At 31.6% G+C, this 21078-nt stretch carries 19 protein-coding genes and 2 rRNA genes; 6 read left to right on the plus strand and 15 right to left on the minus strand.

Annotated elements, in window-relative coordinates; translation table 11 throughout:
* The 4 genes from ACKI5C_RS10970 to cgi121 all read left to right on the plus strand — a co-directional run.
* A 23S ribosomal RNA gene (locus tag ACKI5C_RS10970) occupies positions 1-284 on the plus strand; the annotation flags it as partial.
* A gap of 141 nt (positions 285-425) precedes the next feature.
* Positions 426-543 (plus strand): 5S ribosomal RNA (gene rrf / locus ACKI5C_RS10975).
* An 80-nt stretch (positions 544-623) separates the two neighbouring features.
* On the plus strand, positions 624-2093 hold the full coding sequence (locus tag ACKI5C_RS10980) for a (R)-citramalate synthase (protein WP_407433152.1): 1470 nt from the start codon (positions 624-626) through the stop codon (positions 2091-2093).
* Between the two features lie 5 nt (positions 2094-2098).
* Positions 2099-2581, plus strand: coding sequence for a KEOPS complex subunit Cgi121 (gene cgi121, locus ACKI5C_RS10985; protein WP_407433153.1), 483 nt, complete (start codon positions 2099-2101; stop codon positions 2579-2581).
* On the opposite strand, the gene ACKI5C_RS10990 is transcribed toward cgi121, so the two are convergent.
* The 7 genes from ACKI5C_RS10990 to ACKI5C_RS11020 form a co-directional block, all read right to left on the minus strand.
* The gene (locus ACKI5C_RS10990) at positions 2559-3524 is read right to left on the minus strand and encodes a DegT/DnrJ/EryC1/StrS family aminotransferase (RefSeq protein WP_407433154.1); all 966 of its coding nucleotides are present in this window, start codon (positions 3522-3524) and stop codon (positions 2559-2561) included. The two genes, cgi121 and ACKI5C_RS10990, sit on opposite strands and share 23 nt — an antisense overlap.
* Positions 3525-3528: 4 nt before the next feature.
* Entirely contained in the window at positions 3529-4698 is a 1170-nt protein-coding gene (locus tag ACKI5C_RS10995) for a hypothetical protein (RefSeq protein ID WP_407433155.1), read from the minus strand.
* A gap of 36 nt (positions 4699-4734) precedes the next feature.
* A complete protein-coding gene (gene guaA, locus ACKI5C_RS11000; RefSeq protein WP_407433156.1) occupies positions 4735-5661 on the minus strand; it encodes a glutamine-hydrolyzing GMP synthase in 927 nt (308 codons plus the stop codon).
* 8 nt (positions 5662-5669) lie between these two features.
* Positions 5670-5927 (minus strand): hypothetical protein, encoded by a 258-nt coding sequence (locus ACKI5C_RS11005; protein WP_407433157.1) that lies wholly within the window; start codon positions 5925-5927, stop codon positions 5670-5672.
* Positions 5928-5936: 9 nt separating this feature from the next.
* Positions 5937-6494, minus strand: coding sequence for a GMP synthase subunit A (locus ACKI5C_RS11010; RefSeq protein ID WP_407433158.1), 558 nt, complete (start codon positions 6492-6494; stop codon positions 5937-5939).
* Between the two features lie 546 nt (positions 6495-7040).
* Complete coding sequence (locus ACKI5C_RS11015; RefSeq protein WP_407433159.1) at positions 7041-8633, minus strand: hypothetical protein; 1593 nt, start codon at positions 8631-8633, stop codon at positions 7041-7043.
* Positions 8634-9110: 477 nt separating this feature from the next.
* Positions 9111-9539 carry a hypothetical protein gene (locus ACKI5C_RS11020; protein WP_407433160.1) on the minus strand — a complete coding sequence of 143 codons (429 nt, stop codon included), beginning with the start codon at positions 9537-9539 and terminating at the stop codon, positions 9111-9113.
* 444 nt (positions 9540-9983) lie between these two features.
* Between ACKI5C_RS11020 and ACKI5C_RS11025 the strand changes: the two genes are divergently transcribed.
* Positions 9984-10526, plus strand: coding sequence for a glutathione peroxidase (locus ACKI5C_RS11025; RefSeq protein ID WP_407433161.1), 543 nt, complete (start codon positions 9984-9986; stop codon positions 10524-10526).
* Between the two features lie 36 nt (positions 10527-10562).
* Complete coding sequence (gene trxB, locus ACKI5C_RS11030) at positions 10563-11477, plus strand: thioredoxin-disulfide reductase (protein WP_407433162.1); 915 nt, start codon at positions 10563-10565, stop codon at positions 11475-11477.
* Positions 11478-11613: 136 nt separating this feature from the next.
* On the opposite strand, the gene ACKI5C_RS11035 is transcribed toward trxB, so the two are convergent.
* The 8 genes from ACKI5C_RS11035 to ACKI5C_RS11070 all read right to left on the minus strand — a co-directional run.
* Complete coding sequence (locus tag ACKI5C_RS11035; protein WP_407433163.1) at positions 11614-12909, minus strand: dicarboxylate/amino acid:cation symporter; 1296 nt, start codon at positions 12907-12909, stop codon at positions 11614-11616.
* Between the two features lie 43 nt (positions 12910-12952).
* The gene (gene gatE, locus ACKI5C_RS11040; RefSeq protein WP_407433164.1) at positions 12953-14818 is read right to left on the minus strand and encodes a Glu-tRNA(Gln) amidotransferase subunit GatE; all 1866 of its coding nucleotides are present in this window, start codon (positions 14816-14818) and stop codon (positions 12953-12955) included.
* Positions 14819-14827: 9 nt separating this feature from the next.
* Positions 14828-16138, minus strand: a complete 1311-nt coding sequence (gatD, locus tag ACKI5C_RS11045; RefSeq protein ID WP_407433165.1) for a Glu-tRNA(Gln) amidotransferase subunit GatD — start codon at positions 16136-16138, stop codon at positions 14828-14830.
* 9 nt (positions 16139-16147) lie between these two features.
* Positions 16148-17593, minus strand: a complete 1446-nt coding sequence (locus ACKI5C_RS11050) for a 2-oxoacid:acceptor oxidoreductase family protein (protein WP_407433166.1) — start codon at positions 17591-17593, stop codon at positions 16148-16150.
* Positions 17594-17605: 12 nt separating this feature from the next.
* Positions 17606-18721 (minus strand): 3-methyl-2-oxobutanoate dehydrogenase subunit VorB, encoded by a 1116-nt coding sequence (locus tag ACKI5C_RS11055; protein WP_407433167.1) that lies wholly within the window; start codon positions 18719-18721, stop codon positions 17606-17608.
* Positions 18722-19009: a 4Fe-4S dicluster domain-containing protein gene (locus ACKI5C_RS11060; RefSeq protein WP_295591685.1), complete on the minus strand. Its 288-nt coding sequence runs from the start codon at positions 19007-19009 to the stop codon at positions 18722-18724. It abuts the gene before it with no gap.
* 11 nt (positions 19010-19020) lie between these two features.
* A complete protein-coding gene (locus ACKI5C_RS11065) occupies positions 19021-20685 on the minus strand; it encodes an AMP-binding protein (protein ID WP_407433168.1) in 1665 nt (554 codons plus the stop codon).
* Positions 20686-20697: 12 nt separating this feature from the next.
* A partial coding sequence (locus ACKI5C_RS11070) for a cupin domain-containing protein (RefSeq protein WP_407433169.1) occupies positions 20698-21078 on the minus strand: 381 nt, incomplete at its 5' end.

Here is a 21078-nt window from a genome sequence, read left to right on the forward strand (position 1 = left end):
CTATCTAATGGATGTGTTAGTAGTCTGAGGGGAAGGTGGCTCCAGTACGAGAGGAACGAGTTGTCGGCGCCTCTGGTCGACCGGTTGTCTGATAAGGCATTGCCGGGCAGCTACGCGCTAGGTGATAAAGGCTGAAAGCATCTAAGCCTGAGGGATCCCCTGAAAATAGATTGCTTTTGAGGACGCGAGGAGAAGACTTGTTTGATGAGGTAGGGATGTAAGCTTCGAGGTTTTTTTCCGAGTTGTTGAGTCCGCTACTTCCAATTGTTCGCTTGCATTATTTTAATTTGTTAGTAGACTAATACTTCTTCTATTATAGTAGTATGGTCTGGTAGCAATTTGGTTAGGTGTTAACAGTTTGGGTGAAAGTAGCACTGATAATTTTATTATTTCATTATTTTTCATTTTCATGTGTAATAGGTAAGTATTGCGGTCATAGCATGGGGGTTATACCTGGTCTCGTTTCGATCCCAGTAGTGAAGTCCTTTTGTGTTTTGTTTGTGTACTATGGTTTTCTATGGGAATTTCATTTCGCTGCAAGCTTTCTCTATTACAATTAATACTATTTTTTTTGATTTGTTTTGTTTCTTATTGTTCATTTTTATGATTTTTCTGGTGATTTTATGAAGATTAAAGTTTTGGATACAACTTTACGTGATGGAGAACAGACACCAGGTGTTTCTTTAACATCAATGGAGAAATTAAGAATTGCTTCTAAACTAGATGAAATTGGTTTAAATTATATTGAAGCAGGTTCTCCCATTACTTCTGTAGGGGAGAGAAAATCTATTAAGGAAATTACTTCACAGGGTTTGAATGCAGAAATATTAGGTTTTTCTAGACCTTTAACTGGAGATATTGATTACTGTTTAGAATGTGATGTTGATGCAGTTAACTTAGTTGTTCCTACTTCAGATTTACATATTTTTGATAAATTAAAAATCACTAGAGATAAACTTATTGAGATGTCTAATTCTGCTGTTGATTATTGTAAAGATCATGGTCTTACTGTAGAAATATCTGCTGAAGATGCATCTCGAAGTAATGTAGAATTTTTAAAAACCGTTTTTTTAAATGCAATTAATCATGGTGCTGATAGAGTTTGTGTATGTGATACGGTTGGTATTTTAACTCCTGATTCTTCTTTTGAACTTTTTAATAGTTTGAGAGATATCAATGCACCTTTATCCTGTCATTGCCATAATGATTTTGGCCTTGCTGTTGCCAATACATTGGCTGCTTTAAAAGGTGGTGCTGTGGAATTTCATTCTACTGTAAATGGTATTGGTGAACGTGCAGGTAATACTTCTTTTGAGGAGTCTATTGTTGGCATTGATAGATTATTGCCTGATTTTTCAACAGATATTAAAATTAATGAGATTTATAATATATCTAAACTTGTGGCACGTTTAACTGGTGTTTATATTCAACCAAATAAAGCCATCGTTGGTGAAAATGCTTTTGCTCATGAATCAGGTATTCATTCTGATGGTATTATTAAAAATTCTGCTACTTATGAACCTATGACTCCGGAACTTGTCGGCCGTACTCGCAGATTTATCATTGGTAAGCATGTTGGTACCCATGGTTTAAATTCCAGATTAAAGGAATTGGGTTTGAATGTTGATGATGTTCAACTCCAACAAATTTGCGACAATGTTAAAATACTTGCAGACAAGGGAAAAACGGTTACTGATGTTGATTTGCAGGCAATAGCAGATAATGTTTTAGAAATCAATCATCTGGATAGAATTAAATTAATAGATATTACTGTTGTTTCAGGAAATCGTGTCATGCCTACCGCTTCTGTTAAATTAAATATTGATGGTGAAGAAATTCTGAATGCAGGTGTTGGTATTGGTCCTGTTGATGCTTCCATTAATGCAATTAATTCATTGGATATTTTCAGGGATATTGATTTTATTGAATATCACGTAGATGCTATTACTGGAGGTACTGATGCACTTATTGATGTTATTATCAAACTTCAAAAAGGAGACCGTATTATTTCAGCACGCGGTACCGAACCTGATATTATTGATGCTAGTGTAAAGGCTTATATTTCAGGTGTTAATAGATTACTTAGGGAGTAATTTTCATGGATTTAAAAATTATAGGACTAAAAGGAAAAATAGATTCTGTTAGCGATACGTTAAATCAAATTAATTCTATAAAAAAAGATTCAGAAATCATTCAATTGTTAAATGCCGATGCTGTAGCTGGCAGAAGACATATTCAACATGGAGTTAATCAGGCTTTTCTTGCTTTTGAACGTGATGAAAACCTTGCTAATGATTTAAGTGTTGAGATTTGCCTTAGATGCTCTGCTCAAAGACAAATTTCCAAGGCTTTTAATTTGTTGGGTTTAAAAGAAGGACCTATGAATTTATGTGCTGTTTTAATTGATTGTGATGATTATACTTCCCAATTATCTTCATTGTTCACTTTGGATGATGATGTTTTAACTCCGGATGTTGGAAAGTTAAAAGAAATTTATGATATTAATGATGATGAACTGGAAATAATTGATGTAGAAAATATATTGATTGATAGAATATCTAAACTTGTTGTAGATTATTGACTGCTTTGATTATTTCATCTAGATATTCTTTTTCAAGACAATTATAATTTAAATTTTTTATTTCTATTGATATTGCTTTTGTTTTTACCCTATTGTAATTTGGACATTTATTAATAAATCCACTTTTGTTAATAGGCAGTTGCTTTTTCAACTCCCATGTTTTTTGTTTAGCATCATCATCTTGAATAATTAAATTGACGCCTCTTTTTTCACTATGTATTGGGTTAGGTATATATTTTTTTAGATAGTTTGTTGCATTTATTGTGAGCTGTAGGTTATTCTTAACACTTTTAAGTTCTTCATGTATACCACTACAAATAATTTCATTAGTTTTACTTAATTTTAATGGGAGTGATGATTCACTAAAAAGATTTTCATCATTGCTTACAATAAATCCACCACTTCCAACATTAATTATTTTTGGCTGTCCTGTTGATGCAATAACAATATCTGAATATTTACAGTTTCCAAGCAATCCCTTTTCATCACCAATTCCTGCAGATGCATCTTCAATTGTAGTGATTCCATTATTTTTACAATATTTGGAAATTGATTTTATGTTCTGTTCTGCTGCATAACCTGCAAAACTGGTAAATATCAGTGCAGAATTTTCTTTAATATCATAATTATCCAATTCATTTGGATTGATAAGGCCCAAATCAGTTTTAAGAGTAATAATATTTTTTCCTAAAAATTTAGCAATCTGTTTAAATCCATGCCACCCTCCCTGATCTGGAATGATAATGTCTCCTTTGATATAGATTAATGCAACAAAAATACTGTTGTTGCCGCTTGAAGTAATTTTAGCAAATTCTGCATTTGTCAGTTCACTAACTTCTTTTTCACATTCCTTTTCAAAATTAATGTTTTCAATTTTTCCTGACGCAACATCAGACATTATTTGTTTTGTTTCATCTTTAGGAGTTTTAAATTCAAATATCATAATATCATTTTTTAAAGTACATATCAAGGGTAGTCTGTTTTGTGTGGAGCATTTCATTAAGCAATGTGCCCTGATTTACAAATTCTTTAACAGGTATTCTAAGTTTTGTGCCTGCATATTTAAGAGAATCTTCCAATGTTTCAAATTCCAGGTAGGGTCTTGCCATTGCTTCTTTAATATTTTCCCGTACATTGAAAACACCTAATGGAATGTAGTTTTCATATGCTTCTCTTAAAATAACTAGACCAGATTGCTTTTTAATTTTTGAGAGATAATCAAGAACTACCATTTTTGCAGTATAATAACATCCTCCTACTCGAGAATATTCTTTTTTGCCACCGTTTGTTTCATAATCTGAAAATATTAATCTTTCATTTTTGATTATTTTAATAAACGCTTCATACCATTCATATTGCCATTCGGTTGGGGTTAAAATAATTACATAATAAGTATTCAGAGCTCCAAATTCAAATACTCTGTATGTGTCTAATTGTTCAAATTTTCTAACGTCTTTTAAGAATTCGTCTGCAAGTGTTGAATCGCATGCTGTAATTGACCAACGTGTAGGAACTAATTTCCTTTTATTTTTAGTACCTATAGCACCGACAGAAAATGCCTTTTGCATGGCCGTAAATGGAACCTCTTTGTTGTGAAGATTAACAACTGCATCTACAGCTTTCAAATCAGTATCATAAAATGTTTTTTCAAGTTGCCTATCCCATCTTACGGCATCTATATCAAATTTTTCAATAACTGCGCTTGGACCATGCGGAGTACTGTCTTCTGTAAACATTGATCCTGTTGGTGTTTTTCCAAAAGTAGCTTCACTGTCAATTGATTTGGATGCAAGAGAGATGTCCTGTAATTTTTCAACAAAAGGATTTTCCAAATCATCTATTTTAATTAATTGTTTTCCACGAACAAGATTCATCCGATAATTAATAATGTCTTCCTGTTGTTTGTTCTGACCAATCCAGGATTCTGGAGAATCCATAATTGAAGTATCTCCTGCTTCTCCTACCATCATGGGTCCGGCATAAACTTTAGGATAGGACCATCTTCCAATGAAAACGGATGGCGGTGTACTTCCTTCAATATTTTTTCCAACTTTAACAGATCTCATTTGGATTTGTTCTGTTAATTTGGCTAAATATGCATTTTTTGTAGCTTTCATAATAAATAAAAAAAGTTAAGAGATAAAATCTCTTATTTAACAAAATTCGATAGTTGCAGGTGGTTTGTCACTTATTGATAAAGCAACATGTGTTACTTCTGAAATTTCAGAAGTTATTCTTTTTGAGATTGTTTGTACAACATCCCAAGGTAATTGTGGTACATAAGCAGTCATTGCATCAACAGAATTGATTATCCTTACAATAACTAAGTATCCAAAGTCTCTTTGGTCTCCTTTTACTCCTGTAGCTTTACTATCAGTTAATACAGCAAAGTATTGCCATACTTCTTCATCAAGGCCCGCTTTTTCAACTTCATCACAAACGATTTTGTTTGCTTTTCTACAGATTTCAACATTTTCTCTTGTTAAATCTCCAATGACTCTAACACCAAGTCCTGGTCCTGGGAAAGGTTGTCTGTAGACAGTTGTTTTTGGAAGACCTAATTCATCACCAATTTCTCTTACTTCATCTTTGTATAAGTCACGAATTGGTTCACATAATTCTAATTCCATTCCGCTTGGAAGAGCTAAGTTGTGGTGTGATTTTATTTTTCCATCACTTTCTATCCAATCTGGTGCAATTGTTCCTTGTACTAAGAATTTTGCTCCTGATTTTATAGCTTCTCTTTCAAATACTTCGATAAATACTCTTCCGATGATTTTTCTTTTTTCTTCAGGGTCTTCAACCCCAGCAAGCTGATCCATAAATTCGTCTGATGCATCAATAAATTTAAAGTTTAATCTATCTTTGAATGTATTGGTTACTTGTTCAACTTCACCTTCTCTTAAAAGACCATGGTCTACAAAGACAGCAGTTAAATTGTCTCCGATTGCTTCTTGAACTAATACAGAGCAAACTGAACTGTCAACTCCACCGGAAAGTGCAATAATAGCTTTTTCATCTCCGATTTGGTCTTTGATTTTTTGAATTGCATCTTCAATAAATTCTTTTGGACTTAACATATAATCACTTATTCTTCTTCATCTTCTTCGTAATCTTCAATAATTTGTTTAATCATAGCTTCTAAACCATTGTCATTTCCTGCTTCAATAGCTTCGAATATTTCATCATATTTAACAAATTTTTCTAATTTTACGGATTTACCTCCAATTCCTGAAATTCTAAATCCATATTCTTCATCACCAATTGGGATGTTAACAAATTGTTTTTTTAAACCGGCTTTATTGTCTTGTGCTTTTTGTGCTAAGTCTTCTGCATTATCAATCATTATTACACCTTATTTTTTACATATTTTATAGAAATTTTCAAATATCTGTGATCCTTTAGGAGTGTGATGTACTTCTGGATGGAATTGAATTCCATATATGTCTTTATCTTTATGTTTAAAGGATTCAATATCACATAATTTTGAATTAGCTAAAATTTCAAATTCCTCAGGAATACTTTTAACTTCATCTTTATGTGAAGACCAAACTGCCATTTCTGGTGCCAGGCCTTCAAATAAGTTTTCATCATTAATAATATTAATTTGAACTTGAGCATAACTTTCTGTATTGGAAGTTGAGACTTCTCCTCCATAGCTTTTAGCAATTAACTGATGGCCTAAACATATTCCTAAAATAGGTACATCAAAGTGTTTGATGTATTCTTCACTGTTTCCAGATCCTTCAATTGATGGGCCTCCACCTAAAATCAATCCGGTGGGATTTTTAGCTTCAATTTCTTCAATAGTTAAAGTATTTGAAACTAATTGTGAATCAATTTTAAGATACTGTAAACTACGTTGAATTCTATGGTTATATTGGCCTTTATTATTAACTACTAAAATTGTCATATTATGCTCCAAAATATTATATTTTTATTTTTGGTTTTTTTCATTTATTATACTTTGTATCAAAAATATATATGATATTGAAAATATAGTAATTTTACATGGAAATTATAGATTGATTATAGCAATCTTATTTGTGGCTTTTGTATTAAAAATATTTTCTTGGTTATTGCCGGTCATTATTGGCCTATTAATTGGATTTTTTATTTATATTCTCTTCAAAAAGTATTATTATGGAATTATTACTTGTTTTTAACTTTTTTTCAATATTTTTTCTACTATAATATCAATTTATATACTATTGAAAATATATTAATTTTACATGGAACTTAGAGATTTAGCATTTATAATTATAGCAATATTGGTAGGTGTTTTAGTATTTAATCTATTTATGTGGTTATTACCAGTTATTGTTGTTTTATTAATTGCATTTTTTGTATATATTTATTTATCTGAAAGATATAATTAGAAAAACTTTTTGATGTTGAGTTTTGTAATTTTCTCAACATTCCACTTGTTTTTTATTAAAAAAAAGAAAATATGATGAATTTAATCATCATTTTTGTTAGATTTTAGGAATCCATAACCTAAAATTGCTAAAATAACTATGATTGCAATTATGTATGGTAATGGTGAATCTGTTGATTTTTTTGCAACATCTTTTTTAACAATTTCATGTGCAGTTGAAGCATCATCAGATGCGCTACTTTGTGATGAATCGGAACTTGATGCTCTGCTTTGAGATGGATTTTCACCAACACCATTATCTTGAATTGTTGTTGAATTGATTTTAGTATCTAAATTTTTAACAAGTTCTTCAAGAATTTCTGTATTTTCAACGATAGTATTAATCTCAGTTTTTTGGTTTACCACATCAGTTTTTTCTGTATTTTCAGGTATTGTTGCATTTTCTGTTTTTTCTGTATTTTCCGGTATTGTTGCATTTTCTGTTTTTTCTGATGTTGTAGTATTTGTTTGATTAATAATTTCTGGAATATCATGGTGGTCAGGTCTTTCTTCAGGAACATGTGGAATAATATCTGTAGGTGTAACCTTTTCTTTTGGTATTAAAGTGATGATATTTCCATTTTCATCAATGAATTTGGTTGGCATATTAATTAAATCATTTGTAATAAAATTTTTCGCCCATTCATCACTAGTAGGGTCAATATCCCAATAGTTTCCATCAAAAGTAGTAGCAGTTGATGTTGTCTCATCAGCAAAAACTAATGATCCTTGTTTAGCATAATTTCCTTCAATATAATTGTTTTTAAAAATAACAGTTGATGGAATATGAGGAGTTTCTTCTGCAATATAGACAACACCTCCTTTTTTAACAGCAGTATTGTTTATAATTTTAGAATTAGTAACTGTAAGGGGACCTGATGTAATCATTGCTCCGCCTTGTTTACCTGCATTATTATTAGTAATAGTACAATTGTTTACTGTTAACTCGCCAGGCCAGTTGTAAAGAGCACCACCCCATTCTTTTGCAGTATTATTATCAAAAGTACAGTTTTCAGTAAATGTTGTTGAATAAACTCCTACACGAATTGATCCTCCATCTCTATCTGCATAATTTTGGCTAAAATAAGAATTATAAACATATGAGTTTCCCCAATATGTGGCGAGTGCACCTCCATCATGGTATGCTTTGTTATTGATGAATTTACAATCTGTGGCATTTAAAAATCCGTAATTTGTAAATACTTGCCATTTAATGTTATGTTGTTCTCCAGCAATATCAATAGCTCCTCCATTAATTTTTGCTGTATTGTTAATGAAATTACAACTATCAACATATATTTGTCCACCTAATTCAGTGTGGATTGCTCCACCATAATCAGGACTATTTCCGTTGATGAAAGTAAGGTTAAAAAACTTTATTTGACTTACAGAATTGACTAATATTATGGTATTTGAATTATTACCATCAATTATCACTTCATCTGCAGTTCCCATTCCTTGTAAAGTAATATTTTTATCAATTTTAATGCCTGATTCAGTATATGTTCCAGGTGTTAGGTAGATTGTATCATTATCATTAACATTATTCACAGCATCTTGAATAGACATTGTATTGTCAATGGTTACATTTTCAGCACAAACACATGGAATCATTAGCATGCATAAAAAAACCAATAATATGATACCTTTTTTAATACTTTTCACCTCCTTTTTATAAGTATGTAAAATATATATTATAAAGTTTTTCATTGATATTATTGATTTTTACTATCGAAAAATATCATTTATTTTAAATTTATTTATTTAATTAATTATTTTTAACATAAATACTAAATTATTTTTAATAGTTTTAATAAAATTTACTTTTAATTAGTTTATATTAATATTAAATAGTTTATTTTAATTTTAATTTTATCGTTATATAGTATGATGGTTAATCAATGTAAAACATTATCATTTTGATGAAGTTTGAAAAATATAGTTTAGTCTAGATGGTTTAGGTGTATAAAATATTGAAGGAATCTGGCGAATTATTCATATATTGTATTTTACATAATCGAATAATATAAAAGAATATAAATTACATATTCAAAAAATTTAATTTAAAAATGTAAATTTAGTATGTAATTAAATGCTAAAAAGTTAATTAAATTAGTTCTCTTTAACGATAATTGTTGTACCAGCACCGTCATAGAACCATTGATCATCTTCTTCGGATTCCACCCTGAAGAAATGTAGTCCTGGTGATAAATCAACACCCCTGATTGTTATATAAAATTGCCCATTATCGCTGTAGACAGTAGTTTTATATTTATCATCGAGATTAACATGTACTGGACCGTGATATTCGGGATTCCATGTAACATGGAAGCGAAAGTCGTCCCCTACATGAAAAGTATCATTTGATTCTATTTTGAACATAGGATATTTTTTTCCAAAATTAGTTGGACTGGCTAAATTAATGTTATTATCAGTTAAATGTGTGTTGTTTTCATTTACGTTCACTTCAGCTGAAACAACTGGATATATGCAACAGATAAAAATGATTATTGATAAAGCAATTTTTTTTACGTGTTTCATTCTATCACCATAATTTTTTTCAAAATACATATTTTTTTAACTATTATCTATATAAATAATTTAATATAATTATTTTCGAATACAAGCACTTGCTTGCAATGTAAATTGCATATAAAAGAAAAATTTTAAAGTTTTTGTTGAATAGGTTTTTTTGCTTAATGAAGTCATATTTTCATTTAAAAAGAGATAATATTAGGTGTTTAATTCGCACTTTTAAACACCTTGTATTTGGAAAATTATTTGGCAGTAAAATTTCCCGTTTTTAATTAAATTAGTAAATTGTGAAAAACTAATTTAATGATTGAAAAGTTTTATGGACAATAATGTGTTTGGGTAATGTATTTTTAGGTACTCCTAAATTTTAAAAAATGTTTATATAATACTTTAATTAATATAATAATAAAGCCTTAACTATTGTTAAGTCATTAATGTAATGGAGATAAAATGATGTCAATTTATGATTTTGAAGTAAAAGACGGTGAAGGAAACATGGTTTCCTTAAAAGAATACGGGGGTAAAGTATTATTAATTGTTAATTCAGCAACAAAATGTGGTTTTACTCCACAATACACTGAATTAAATGAAATTTATGCTGAATTTAATGAACAAGGTTTTGAAATCTTAGATTTTCCATGCAATCAATTTGGTAAACAAGCTCCTGGTTCAACTGAAGAAATTGCCGAAGTTTGCCGCAATAAATGGTTAGTGCCTTATCAAATATTTGATAAAATTGATGTAAATGGAGAAAATGCAGATCCATTATTTGAATACCTTAAAAATGAACAGCCATTTACAGATATTACTGGAAAAGGTGCAACAAAACTTAAATTAGTTTTAAAAGCAATGGATAGACATTATAAAGATAATAATGATATTAAATGGAATTTCACTAAATTTTTAGTTGACCGTGAAGGTAATGTTGTTCGAAGATTTGAACCAACTGAAGATTTAGGTGATGTAAAATCCGCTATTAAAGACTTGTTATAGTCTTTAATCTTTTTTTTTATCTTAGGTTATGTTACTATGGAAAAATATGATATAATTATTGTTGGAGCAGGTCCTGGTGGCCTTACTGCAGGAATTTATGCTGGACGTCAGGGAACAAAAAATCTGATTCTTGATAGGGGTCTTGCAGGTGGAATAGGACGTGAAGTCCCTGAAATGGAGAATTACCCTGGTTTTGATAAGATTTCCGGTTTGGAATTAATTGAAAAAATGAAAGCTCAGGCTATTAAAAATTGTGAACTTCATGAAAATGAAAATGTTTTGGAAATTACTAAAAATGGGGATGATTTTACAGTTAAAACCGATAATGATTCCTACTTAAGTAAATCAATTATTTTAGCAACAGGAAGCTCCCACAGGCAACTTAATGCCAAAGGTGAAGAGGAATTTAAAGGAAAAGGCGTTAGCTACTGCGCAACCTGTGATGGATTTTTCTTTCAAGGAAGAGACATAATAATGGTCGGTGGAGGAAATAGTGCTCTACAGGAAGCATTGTATCTGGATAACTTGGGTGCAAATGTTACTTTAGTTCATAGAAGAGATGAATTTAGAGCTCAAAAACACCTGCAAAATCAAATAAAAGAAAAAGGTATAAATGTTATTTATAATGCTGTTGTTGAAGAAATAAAAGGTGACATGCTTGTTGAATCAGTTGTTTTAAAAGACACACAAACCGGTGAATTAACGGATCTTCCAATAAGTGGAATATTTATAAGTGTTGGTTATATTCCACACACAGAACTTGCAGAACAGTTGGGTGTTGATTTGGATGAATCAGGCCATATTATAATTGATACGGAACAAAAAACCAATATTGAACATGTTTATGCAATCGGTGATGTATGTGTTGGCCTAAAACAGTGGGTTGTGGCATGCGGGGAAGGTGCTGTTGCAGCAACTTCAGCATATCATGATTTAAATGGCATAGACTAATTTTTTTTCGATTTATTCTAATTTTTTATTTTTTTTTTAAAATCATTAAGTTTTGATGATAATATTAGTCAAGACAATAATTCTATGCTTATAATATCTACAAATATTAATACTCAAGATTTTGAATTGTTTAGTATTAATCAAAATCTAATTCACTTTTTTCATATTCTTTTTTTCCATTATATATGTCCAAATCAATGGATTTATTTTTGAATGAAACAACTATTGTACAGATTGCATCTCCAGTTACGTTTACCGCTGATCTGATCATGTCTAAAATACGGTCTATTCCCATAATCATACCGATTGCCTCTATAGGCAAACCAACTGAATTGAATACCATGGTTAGGGTAACGAGTCCAACTGACGGAACACCTGCAGTTCCAATTGAAGCCATCACTGCGGTAAAAATAACTGTTATTAATGCAGAAAGTCCCAAATCAATACCAAAAGCTTGGGCTGTAAACATAACTGCACAACCCTGCATTATTGAAGTTCCATCCATATTAATAGTTGCACCTAATGGTATTGTAAATGAAGATACTTCTCGTGAAACTCCAAGTTCGGATAATTTTTCTAAATTTAAAGGTATTGTTGCATTTGAAGTTGATGATGAAAATGCAAAAAACATAACTGGAACGAATTTTTTAAAGAATCGAATAGGATTTAATCTTGTAAATATAATAAGTAATGATGGATAAACAACGAATATTTGTATTCCTAGGGCTATAATGACACATACAAAATATTTACCTAATGGAATCAGACCTTCAAAACCTAAACTGCCGAATGTTTTGGCCATTAAACAGAAAACGCCTATTGGAGCGAATTTCATCACAAGGGACGTCATTTCCATCATAACGGTATTTGATTGCTGGAAAAATTCATTAACTAACTCGGTTTTATCTTTTAATTTGGCTAAAATTAGACCAATAATCAGTCCAAATATGATTACTGGTAACATATCTCCGTTAGCAAGTGAATTAATTGGATTATCAGGTATTATATTTAATAGTGTATCTGCGGCCGTTTGATTAATGGCAACATTTGATGTTATTGTAGAATTACCTGCCATATTTAGACCAATACCTGGTTGAATCACGCTACCTATAAAAAGTGCTATGCTGACGGCTAATGCTGTTGTTAAAATATAAATTATTATTACTCTTCCACCAATTGTACCGATTTTTCTAATGTCTGAAAGCGATGCCGCTCCGACTACAATAGAACAGAAAACAAGTGGTACAACTAACATTTTCATTAATCGAATAAATCCGTTTCCTCCCAAGTAGAAAACATTATTGATTAATACTATATTTTTAATAAATGGATCAGTCACATAAAAATTTAAAAATAAACCAACAAAAAGCCCTAAAACCATGGAAATCATTATCCATCCGCTTAGGCTAATCTTTTTTAACTTATTTTTCATTTTAACTCTCCATTTATTAAAATATAATTTAGGAGATATTTTCCTAAATTAATTTTTGAATTTCTTCACGTACAATTTTATTAACCAGACCGCCGTCTGCTTTACCTTTAAGCTGTTTCATACACATTCCCATTAAAGGTCCCATAGCCCCCATTTGACGTTCTTTAACCATTCCTTCATTTTGAGCTACAATGTCTGCAATGATTTTAGCTACATCATCTTCACTCATCATGGTTAAATTGTTTTTCTCAGCTATTTCAGCAATATCATCATCAGGAGTTTTGATTGTTTCGACAGCTAGTTTACGAACACTATCTTTTGCAATTTTACCTTCAGATAAAAGAGTAAATATTCCTTTGAAGTGTTCTAAAGTTAATATATTAACATCATAACCTTCTCTTTTGATTTCACGTAAATCATATGCAAGAAGTGATGCTATAGGTGTTGCATCTACATCAACATCTGCTAAAATAGCTTCAAACATATCTGCTTCTTGCCTTTTAACAAGCTGTGTTGCTAAATCTTCACTTAATTTATATTCTTTAATAATTCTTGCCTGTTTAACATCAGGTAATTCAGGTAAATTATTTGCAATAGGTTCAATTCTATCTTCGGTAATTTTAAATAATGGAATATCAGTTTCAAGATACATTCTATTTGCTGTTGGAAGAGGTCTCATGTATTCGGTGTTTCCATCATCTAATGCCTTACGGGTTTCTTCTACAACACCTTCCAAACCTAAAGCAGCTCTTCTTTTAACTTCTTCTAATGCAGAAATAGCTATGTCTTCATCATGAGCTACAATAATGAATGCATCATCATCACCAATATTTAAGAATTCTGTGACTTTATCAACTTCATCCTGTGTAATGCCGTAAGCAGGTAATTCATCAGAGTGGAATATACCTGAAACTCCACGTTTTTTAGCATAACTTGCAATTTCAGTTCCAAATCTTCTACCAGGTTGTACGTCACGACCAATTAAACCATCATATCCTTTCAATACAACCGCTTTGATAGTTTCAGCAGATTTTAAAATTTTGGATTCAGTATCTGTGAACAATTCATCCAAATCATGGATTTCTTCTAAAACTTCAGCATTTCTATTTTCAAGTTCTTCTTTAATGTCAATTAATACTAACTGTCTTTTAACTTCTCTTTCAACAATTTCTGACATTAAATCCAAGTCTTGAACACCTTTGATTTCAACACGAGCACCTTTAGCAATAGAAATGTTTAAATCTTGTCTTATTGTTCCAAGTCCTCTTTTAACGTTAGTACTTCTTAAGATTTGTCCAAGCATATATGCAACTTCACGAACTTGGGCAGGGTCATGCATAGAAGGGTCTGTTGTAATTTCAGCTAGAGGAATACCTAATCTGTCTAATCTGAATTCGGTATATCCGTCTTTTGTTTCTATTCTTCTTGCTGCATCTTCTTCCAAACCTAAACTTTCTATAACAACTCTTCCGTATGGTGTGTCCAGGTATCCGTCAGTTGCAACCATACCTGTTCTTTGAAATCCACCGGTGTTACTTCCATCAATTACCTGTTTTCTCATTGTATGGAATTCATCTACAATATGCATATTCATCAAACATGCAATTGTAATACAAATATCTAATGCTTCTTCATTTAAACTGTGTGGTGGTTCATCATCGTTTTCAACAAGACAGGTATGTTTTTCAAAGTTTTCATATTTGAAATTAAGACCTCTTAAGGATTCTTGCAGTGCTGCACGATCAATTTCTCCAAGCTCGGATTGTGTTGGTCTTAATTTTCTCTGAATTAATTCGTTATAATCATCATCAACAAGTTCTGTTTTACACGGACAGAATAATTTATGCTCACTGTTTAATTGTTGGTGAATTTCAAGTCCCATTTTTAATCCTAATTCATTATAATCCATATTATCACCTTAATTTAAAAAATCTTTAATTGATGATTTAACACTAAATTCACCTGCAATATTAGTTTGCATAATCTCTTTTACTTTATTGTAATCATCACTTTGACCTAATGCCCAACATAATTTGACATATGCTGTTTCAGGAGTCATGTCTTGAGCTGAAATTACTCCGGCATCAATTAATTCACGGCCTGATGAGTAGACATTCATATTGATTCTACCATAAAGACATTGTGATGTCATAATTACTGGGATATTTTCATCTTTTGCTCTTTTAAATGAATCAATTAATTCATTTGGAGTATGTCCAAGACCGGTACCTTCAATAACAAGCCCTTTATATCCTTTATCAATATGATATTCAATAAAGTCTTTTGAAATTCCCGGAAAACTTTTTACAAGTCCAACTTTTTCTTCAATATCTGTATTGACTTCTAATTCATTTTCTCCACGTTTGGTATATGAATACTCAGGATTGATGTTAATTTTTTTGTTTTCGATTTTAGCTATTGGTTGAGCATTAATGCTTCTGAAGGTGTCTCTTCTTGAAGTGTGCATTTTTCTTACTTTTGTACCTTTATGCAAGTAAGTAAAGTTATCATTTAAACTTCCATGCATGCAGACACATACTTCTGCAATATCTCCTTTAGCAGCAATCACTGAATCAATTAAATTAATGTTAGCATCACTTGAAGGTCTGTCTGAACTTCTTTGAGCTCCTGTGATAACAATTGGTACTGGGGTTTTTAGCATAAAGCTTAATGCTGCTGATGTGTAATGCATTGTATCTGTACCATGTGCTATTACAATACCGTCAGCACCTTCTGAAATGTCATTAGCTATTGCTTCAGCTGCTTTAGTCCAGTATTCATGTCTCATGTCTTCACTGAATATATTATATAATGCTTTTACATTGTAATTTGCATAATCTAATAACTCAGGGTTTGCTTTAACTAAATCTGATGCTGTAAATTTTGGATATACTGCTCCGGTTCTATAGTCAATTACGGATGATACTGTACCACCAGTTGATATGACTGATATATTTTCTTTGGAAGGATCTTTTGGAATTTCACTTTCATCATAACCAATTTTAGGTTTATCTCCTTTTTCTACAAGCTCTGCTGTAGTGTTATCAATAGCTACACCAATATTGTAACCACTTGACAATTTTAAAACTAGAAATCCATCTTCAGCATCTTCCGGACGATCTAATAATATCCCAGTATAGGAAATATCTTCTTTATGTACTTTAATGGTATCTCCTATACTTAAATCGTAATTTTCAAGGTATTTTTCACTGTTTTCTTTATATGTCATTAAATCACACTATGAATTGTTCTTAATCCATTCTGCTCCTGCGTGTAAAACATCAAGGTTAACATCCACTACTTTAGGTTTGGATGCAAACATTTCTTTAATCGCATTTTCATAGGATTCTGTTTTTAAAACATCTCCTAATTCAGTTAATGCACCTAAAAGAGCAGTATTTGCAGTTTTAGCATTTCCGTGTTCTTCCGCGATATCTACACAAGGCAATGCAATAACTTTAACATCTTTATCTGTTGTAAACTCACCGATATTTGCATCGTAAAGTATAACTCCACCATCTTTCACATCTTGTGAGAATTGTTCTAATGATGGTTTGTTTAAAGCAATAAGAATATCAATTTCATCAATAACTGGTGTACCTATGGGTTCATTAGATATAACGACGGAACAATTGGATTTTCCTCCTCTTTGTTCTGGTCCGTAGCTTGGATACCAGGATACATGTTTTCCTTCAGCACAAGCTGCTTGAGCTATAGTGAGTCCTGCACTTAAAACTCCTTGTCCACCAAATCCAGAAACTTTGATTCTTAATGGGTTAATGTCATCATCAACATAACCTGTCCCTTCGCTTCTGTTAACATTAAATATTTTATCTAATGATTCGGTAGAAAAGTCACTAGCCGGTCTTTGAATAGGTTCTCTTTTATATAACTCATTTCTGAAGTTTTTGACAGGGAATTCTTTTTCCATTTTTTCTTCAATAAATTTTTGTGCGCTAGCCACATCCTGTTTTAAGTTGGTAGGACAAGGTGATAATATTTCGACAAATGAATATCCTTTTCCTTCTTTTTGAACAGTCAATGTCTGTTTAATTGCAAATTTGGCAAGTCTGATTTTTAAAGGATTAGCAAGAGATACTCTTTCAATATATACTGGAGCTTTTAGGGTATTTATTAACTCACACATATGTGTAGGGTGTCCTGTATAGTTAGGATCTCTTCCAGTTTGGCAGGTAACGGTTTTTTCTCCAATTAATGTTGTTGGAGCCATTTGTCCACCAGTCATTCCGTAAATAGTATTGTTAACGAAAAATACTGCAATTTTTTCTCCCCTATTTGCTGCTTGTAATGTTTCATTTAAACCGATGGATGCTAAATCTCCATCTCCTTGATAGCTCATTACAATTGCATTATCTTCACCTCTTGAAATACCCGGTGCTACTGCAGGTGCTCTTCCGTGTGCACTTTGGAAATTTCCACAGTTAAAGTAGAAATATGCATATACTGAACATCCAACAGGAGATATCATAACACATCTTTCTTGAATTCCAAGTTCATCCATACATTCAGCTATTAATTTATGTATGATTCCATGTCCACAACCTGTACAATAATGGGTTGAATGTGTATTAGTTCCTTTTCTATAATATTCTTCTAAAAGGGATTGTGGATTTCTACGTATTTGTAATTCATAATCTTTATTGTTGTTTTCTTGTTCACTCATCTTTCCACATCCTTAATCAATTATATTTGGACTAGCTTTTTCATCACTTCTTTTTGAAGTATCTAAATTTTCGTCTTCGATTCCTGCTATTTCATAGATTTTAGCAAGCACATCTTTTAGCTCAATTAAATTTCCACCCATTCTGTTAACTAAATGAGTATCTTCTTTTCTTAATGCTGCAAATTGGACATCTGATAATAATTGACCGTTACTCATTTCGATGGATATGAAACTAACTCCCTTATCAGATAATTCTTTAATTCTATCTACTGGGAATGGTAATAATGTTATTGGTCTTAAAAGTCCAACTTTCAAACCTTTTTCACGACTTTTATCAACAGCAGTTCTTGCAATACGGCTACTAATACCATATGATACTAAAACAATTTCTGCATCTTCAAGTTGATATTCGTCTACAATAACCTCTTCAGCTTCCATTTTCGCATATTTTTCCTGGAGTTTGAAGTTGAAATCTTCTAATTCATTGAAATCATTATAAATTGAAGTAATGAGATTTCCCATAGTTTCTTTAGTGGCTTTTACTGCCCACTCTTTATCATTTTTTGGTTCAATTGCTTTTTCCGGAAATACTAATGGCTCTGCCATTTGACCTAAAGTACCATCAGCAAGAACAACTACAGGATTTCTCCATTTATCAGCTAGTTCAAATGCTTTCATTGTTAAATCGCACATTTCTTGAACACTGTTTGGGGCTAATACTATGTTTTTGTAGTTTCCATGTCCCCCTCCTTTAACAATCTGGTGGTAATCTCCTTGTTCAGGTCCGATATTTCCAAGTCCAGGTCCTGCTCTCATAATATCCACAATAACTGCAGGTAATTCTGTTCCAGCAAGAAAAGTAAATCCTTCTTGCATTAAACTAATACCTGGTCCTGATGAGGCGGTCATAACTCTGTGACCTGTGCCTGATGCACCATAAACCATATTTATTGATGCTTCTTCACTTTCTGCTTGAACAAAGTTTCTGCCAACCATTGGGAAGTATTTTGATGCTTCGTGTAAGATTTCACTTGATGGAGTAATAGGATATCCAAAGAAACAATCACAACCAGCATACATTGCACCAATGATAACTGCTGTATTTCCTTTTATCATTTGATTACTCATTTAACTTCCTCCTTTATTAGCTACTTTAGCTTTAATCATTCTTCCAATTTCGTCGTTAACAATTTTTTTGTATTGATGTACTTCTAGGGCTAGTGGTTCAGGACATGTAAAATAACAGTCTTTACATCCCGTACATCCATTTCCACTATAATAAGCATATTGATATCCTGCATTATTTATTTCATCTGAAAGTAAAATTGCATTTTGTGGGCATCCTACAATGCATCTTTTGCATCCTTTACATAATTCAGAATTAATTACAGGAAATGATATTTCTTCTTCAACCATTGTAATCTCCTTTAATTTTTGTCGTTTTCTCTTATTTCTACTCTTCTTATTTTACCACTTATGGTTTCTGGAATTTCATCCACGTATTCTACCATTCTAGGGTATTTATAAGGAGCTGTGACACGTTTAACGTGATTTTGTATGTCTTTAGTAAGTTCTTCAGATGGTTCATGGCCTGGTTGTAATATAATAGTAGCTTTTACAATTTGGCCTCTTACTTCATCAGGATAAGCAGTAATTGCACAATTAGAAACTGCTTCATGTGATAGAACAGCGCTTTCTACTTCATATGGTCCAATACGATAACCTGATGATTTAATAATGTCATCATTTCTTCCAACAAAGTGAACATATCCATCTTCATCCACCCATGCTGTATCTCCACAGTGATAGTATCCGTGATGGATTTGCTGTTTGTATTTTTCATCGTCATTCACATAATCTTTAAATAATCCGGGATTTGGACCATCATTCATTTTAAAACAAAGTTCTCCTTCTTCACCGATTTCTACTCTATTGTGATTTTCATCTAATAACTCCAAATCAAATAATGGGGAAGGTTTCCCGATTGATTCTAGTTTCGCATCCAGCCATATGAATGTTCCAATAGATAATGTAGTTTCAGTTTGACCAAATCCTTCTTTAATAGTAAGGCCTGAAATTTCTTTAAATCTTTTGGATACTTCTGGAGGGAGTGGTTCCCCTGCAGTTGTAACATAACTGAGATTTGAAAAATCATATCCTTCTATGTTTTCTTTTATTAAAAATCTGTAAATTGTTGGAGGAGCGCAAAAGGTATTTACTTTATATTCAATAACTTTTTCAAGTAATTTTATACCGTTAAATCTATCATAATCATAAATAAATATTGAAGTACCACTAATCCACTGGCCATAAAGATTTCCCCAAACAGCTTTTCCCCAACCGGTATCTGCTGCAGTATGGTGAATTCCATCTTCAACAACATTATGCCAATATTTGGCTGTTGGAATATGGCCTAATGAATAAGTATGTTTGTGTGAAACCATTTTTGGAAGTCCGCTGGTTCCTGATGTAAAGTAAATTAAGAATACTTCTTCAGCATAAGTTTTATCATCACCGGTTGGTCTTTCAAATACATCGCTTTGTTCTTCTATTGCTTTATTAAAGTTTATCCAACCGTCTCTATCAGTTTCAATAACAAGCTTTTTTAAATCAATACCCAATTCTTTTTCGGCTTCTTCATAATCAGGCAACAATGAATCTTCTTCTACAGACACGACAAGTTTCACATTAGCTTGTTTTAGTCTAAAATCAATATCATGAAGCTTTAACATATGGGTTCCGGGAATGGCAATTGCTCCAATTTTGTGCAATGCAACCATACAGAACCAAAATTCATACCTGTTTTTTAGTGTGAGCATTACACAATCGCCTTTTTTGATACCTAAACTTTTAAATAAGTTAGCAGTTTTATTGGAGTATTCTTTAATTTCTTTAAAAGTAAAAATATGTTCCTCGTTGTTATCATTAGTCCAAATTAAAGCGATTTTGTCAGGATCAATTTCCGCATATTTGTCAACTACATCAAATCCGAAATTATAATCATCATTATATTTGAGTTTAAAATTATTATAAAAATCTTTATAGGATTTAAAATCAACTCTTTCTAAAAAATCTCCTATTACAGATGTCATATTAATTACCTTCTACATTAATACTGCTATAAACTTGGCAGGTTTATCATTAAGTGCTATCATAGCATGTCTATGATTTGAATCAAAAAATATTGAATCTCCTTCATTTAATATAATTTCATTATTGTGGATATATATTTTAACTGATCCTTCTAGTATATAATTAAATTCTTGACCTGGGTGTGAGTTTAGTGAAGGAATAGGGTTTTCTTTAGGATCTACTGTTACAAAGAATGTTTCTGCTTTTTTGTGAATAAATTTGGAGCATAAATTTTCATATTTATATTCTTTTCTTCTGTCTATTGAAACTGCTTTTTTTGCTCGTGTAACATCAAAAATACTCATTCTACTTTCTTCACCAGTTAAAAGTAAACTTAAATCTACTTGGAATAT

Source organism: Methanobrevibacter sp. (genome assembly GCF_045646045.1).
Taxonomy (GTDB): Archaea; Methanobacteriota; Methanobacteria; order Methanobacteriales; family Methanobacteriaceae; genus Methanocatella.

Excerpts from the sequence above, each read along its gene's own strand:
- ACKI5C_RS11020 (WP_407433160.1), bottom strand. The coding sequence starts at position 9,539 with ATGAAACACGTAAAAAAAATTGCTTTATCAATAATCATTTTTATCTGT.
- gatD (WP_407433165.1), bottom strand. The coding sequence starts at position 16,138 with ATGACATATAAAGAAAACAGTGAAAAATACCTTGAAAATTACGATTTA.
- ACKI5C_RS11050 (WP_407433166.1), bottom strand. The coding sequence starts at position 17,593 with ATGAGTGAACAAGAAAACAACAATAAAGATTATGAATTACAAATACGT.
- guaA (WP_407433156.1), bottom strand. The coding sequence starts at position 5,661 with ATGTTAAGTCCAAAAGAATTTATTGAAGATGCAATTCAAAAAATCAAA.
- cgi121 (WP_407433153.1), top strand. The coding sequence starts at position 2,099 with ATGGATTTAAAAATTATAGGACTAAAAGGAAAAATAGATTCTGTTAGC.
- ACKI5C_RS10980 (WP_407433152.1), top strand. The coding sequence starts at position 624 with ATGAAGATTAAAGTTTTGGATACAACTTTACGTGATGGAGAACAGACA.
- ACKI5C_RS11005 (WP_407433157.1), bottom strand. The coding sequence starts at position 5,927 with ATGATTGATAATGCAGAAGACTTAGCACAAAAAGCACAAGACAATAAA.
- ACKI5C_RS10995 (WP_407433155.1), bottom strand. The coding sequence starts at position 4,698 with ATGAAAGCTACAAAAAATGCATATTTAGCCAAATTAACAGAACAAATC.
- trxB (WP_407433162.1), top strand. The coding sequence starts at position 10,563 with ATGGAAAAATATGATATAATTATTGTTGGAGCAGGTCCTGGTGGCCTT.
- ACKI5C_RS11025 (WP_407433161.1), top strand. The coding sequence starts at position 9,984 with ATGATGTCAATTTATGATTTTGAAGTAAAAGACGGTGAAGGAAACATG.
- ACKI5C_RS11035 (WP_407433163.1), bottom strand. The coding sequence starts at position 12,909 with ATGAAAAATAAGTTAAAAAAGATTAGCCTAAGCGGATGGATAATGATT.
- ACKI5C_RS11055 (WP_407433167.1), bottom strand. The coding sequence starts at position 18,721 with ATGAGTAATCAAATGATAAAAGGAAATACAGCAGTTATCATTGGTGCA.
- gatE (WP_407433164.1), bottom strand. The coding sequence starts at position 14,818 with ATGGATTATAATGAATTAGGATTAAAAATGGGACTTGAAATTCACCAA.
- ACKI5C_RS11060 (WP_295591685.1), bottom strand. The coding sequence starts at position 19,009 with ATGGTTGAAGAAGAAATATCATTTCCTGTAATTAATTCTGAATTATGT.
- ACKI5C_RS11010 (WP_407433158.1), bottom strand. The coding sequence starts at position 6,494 with ATGACAATTTTAGTAGTTAATAATAAAGGCCAATATAACCATAGAATT.
- ACKI5C_RS10990 (WP_407433154.1), bottom strand. The coding sequence starts at position 3,524 with ATGATATTTGAATTTAAAACTCCTAAAGATGAAACAAAACAAATAATG.
- ACKI5C_RS11065 (WP_407433168.1), bottom strand. The coding sequence starts at position 20,685 with ATGACATCTGTAATAGGAGATTTTTTAGAAAGAGTTGATTTTAAATCC.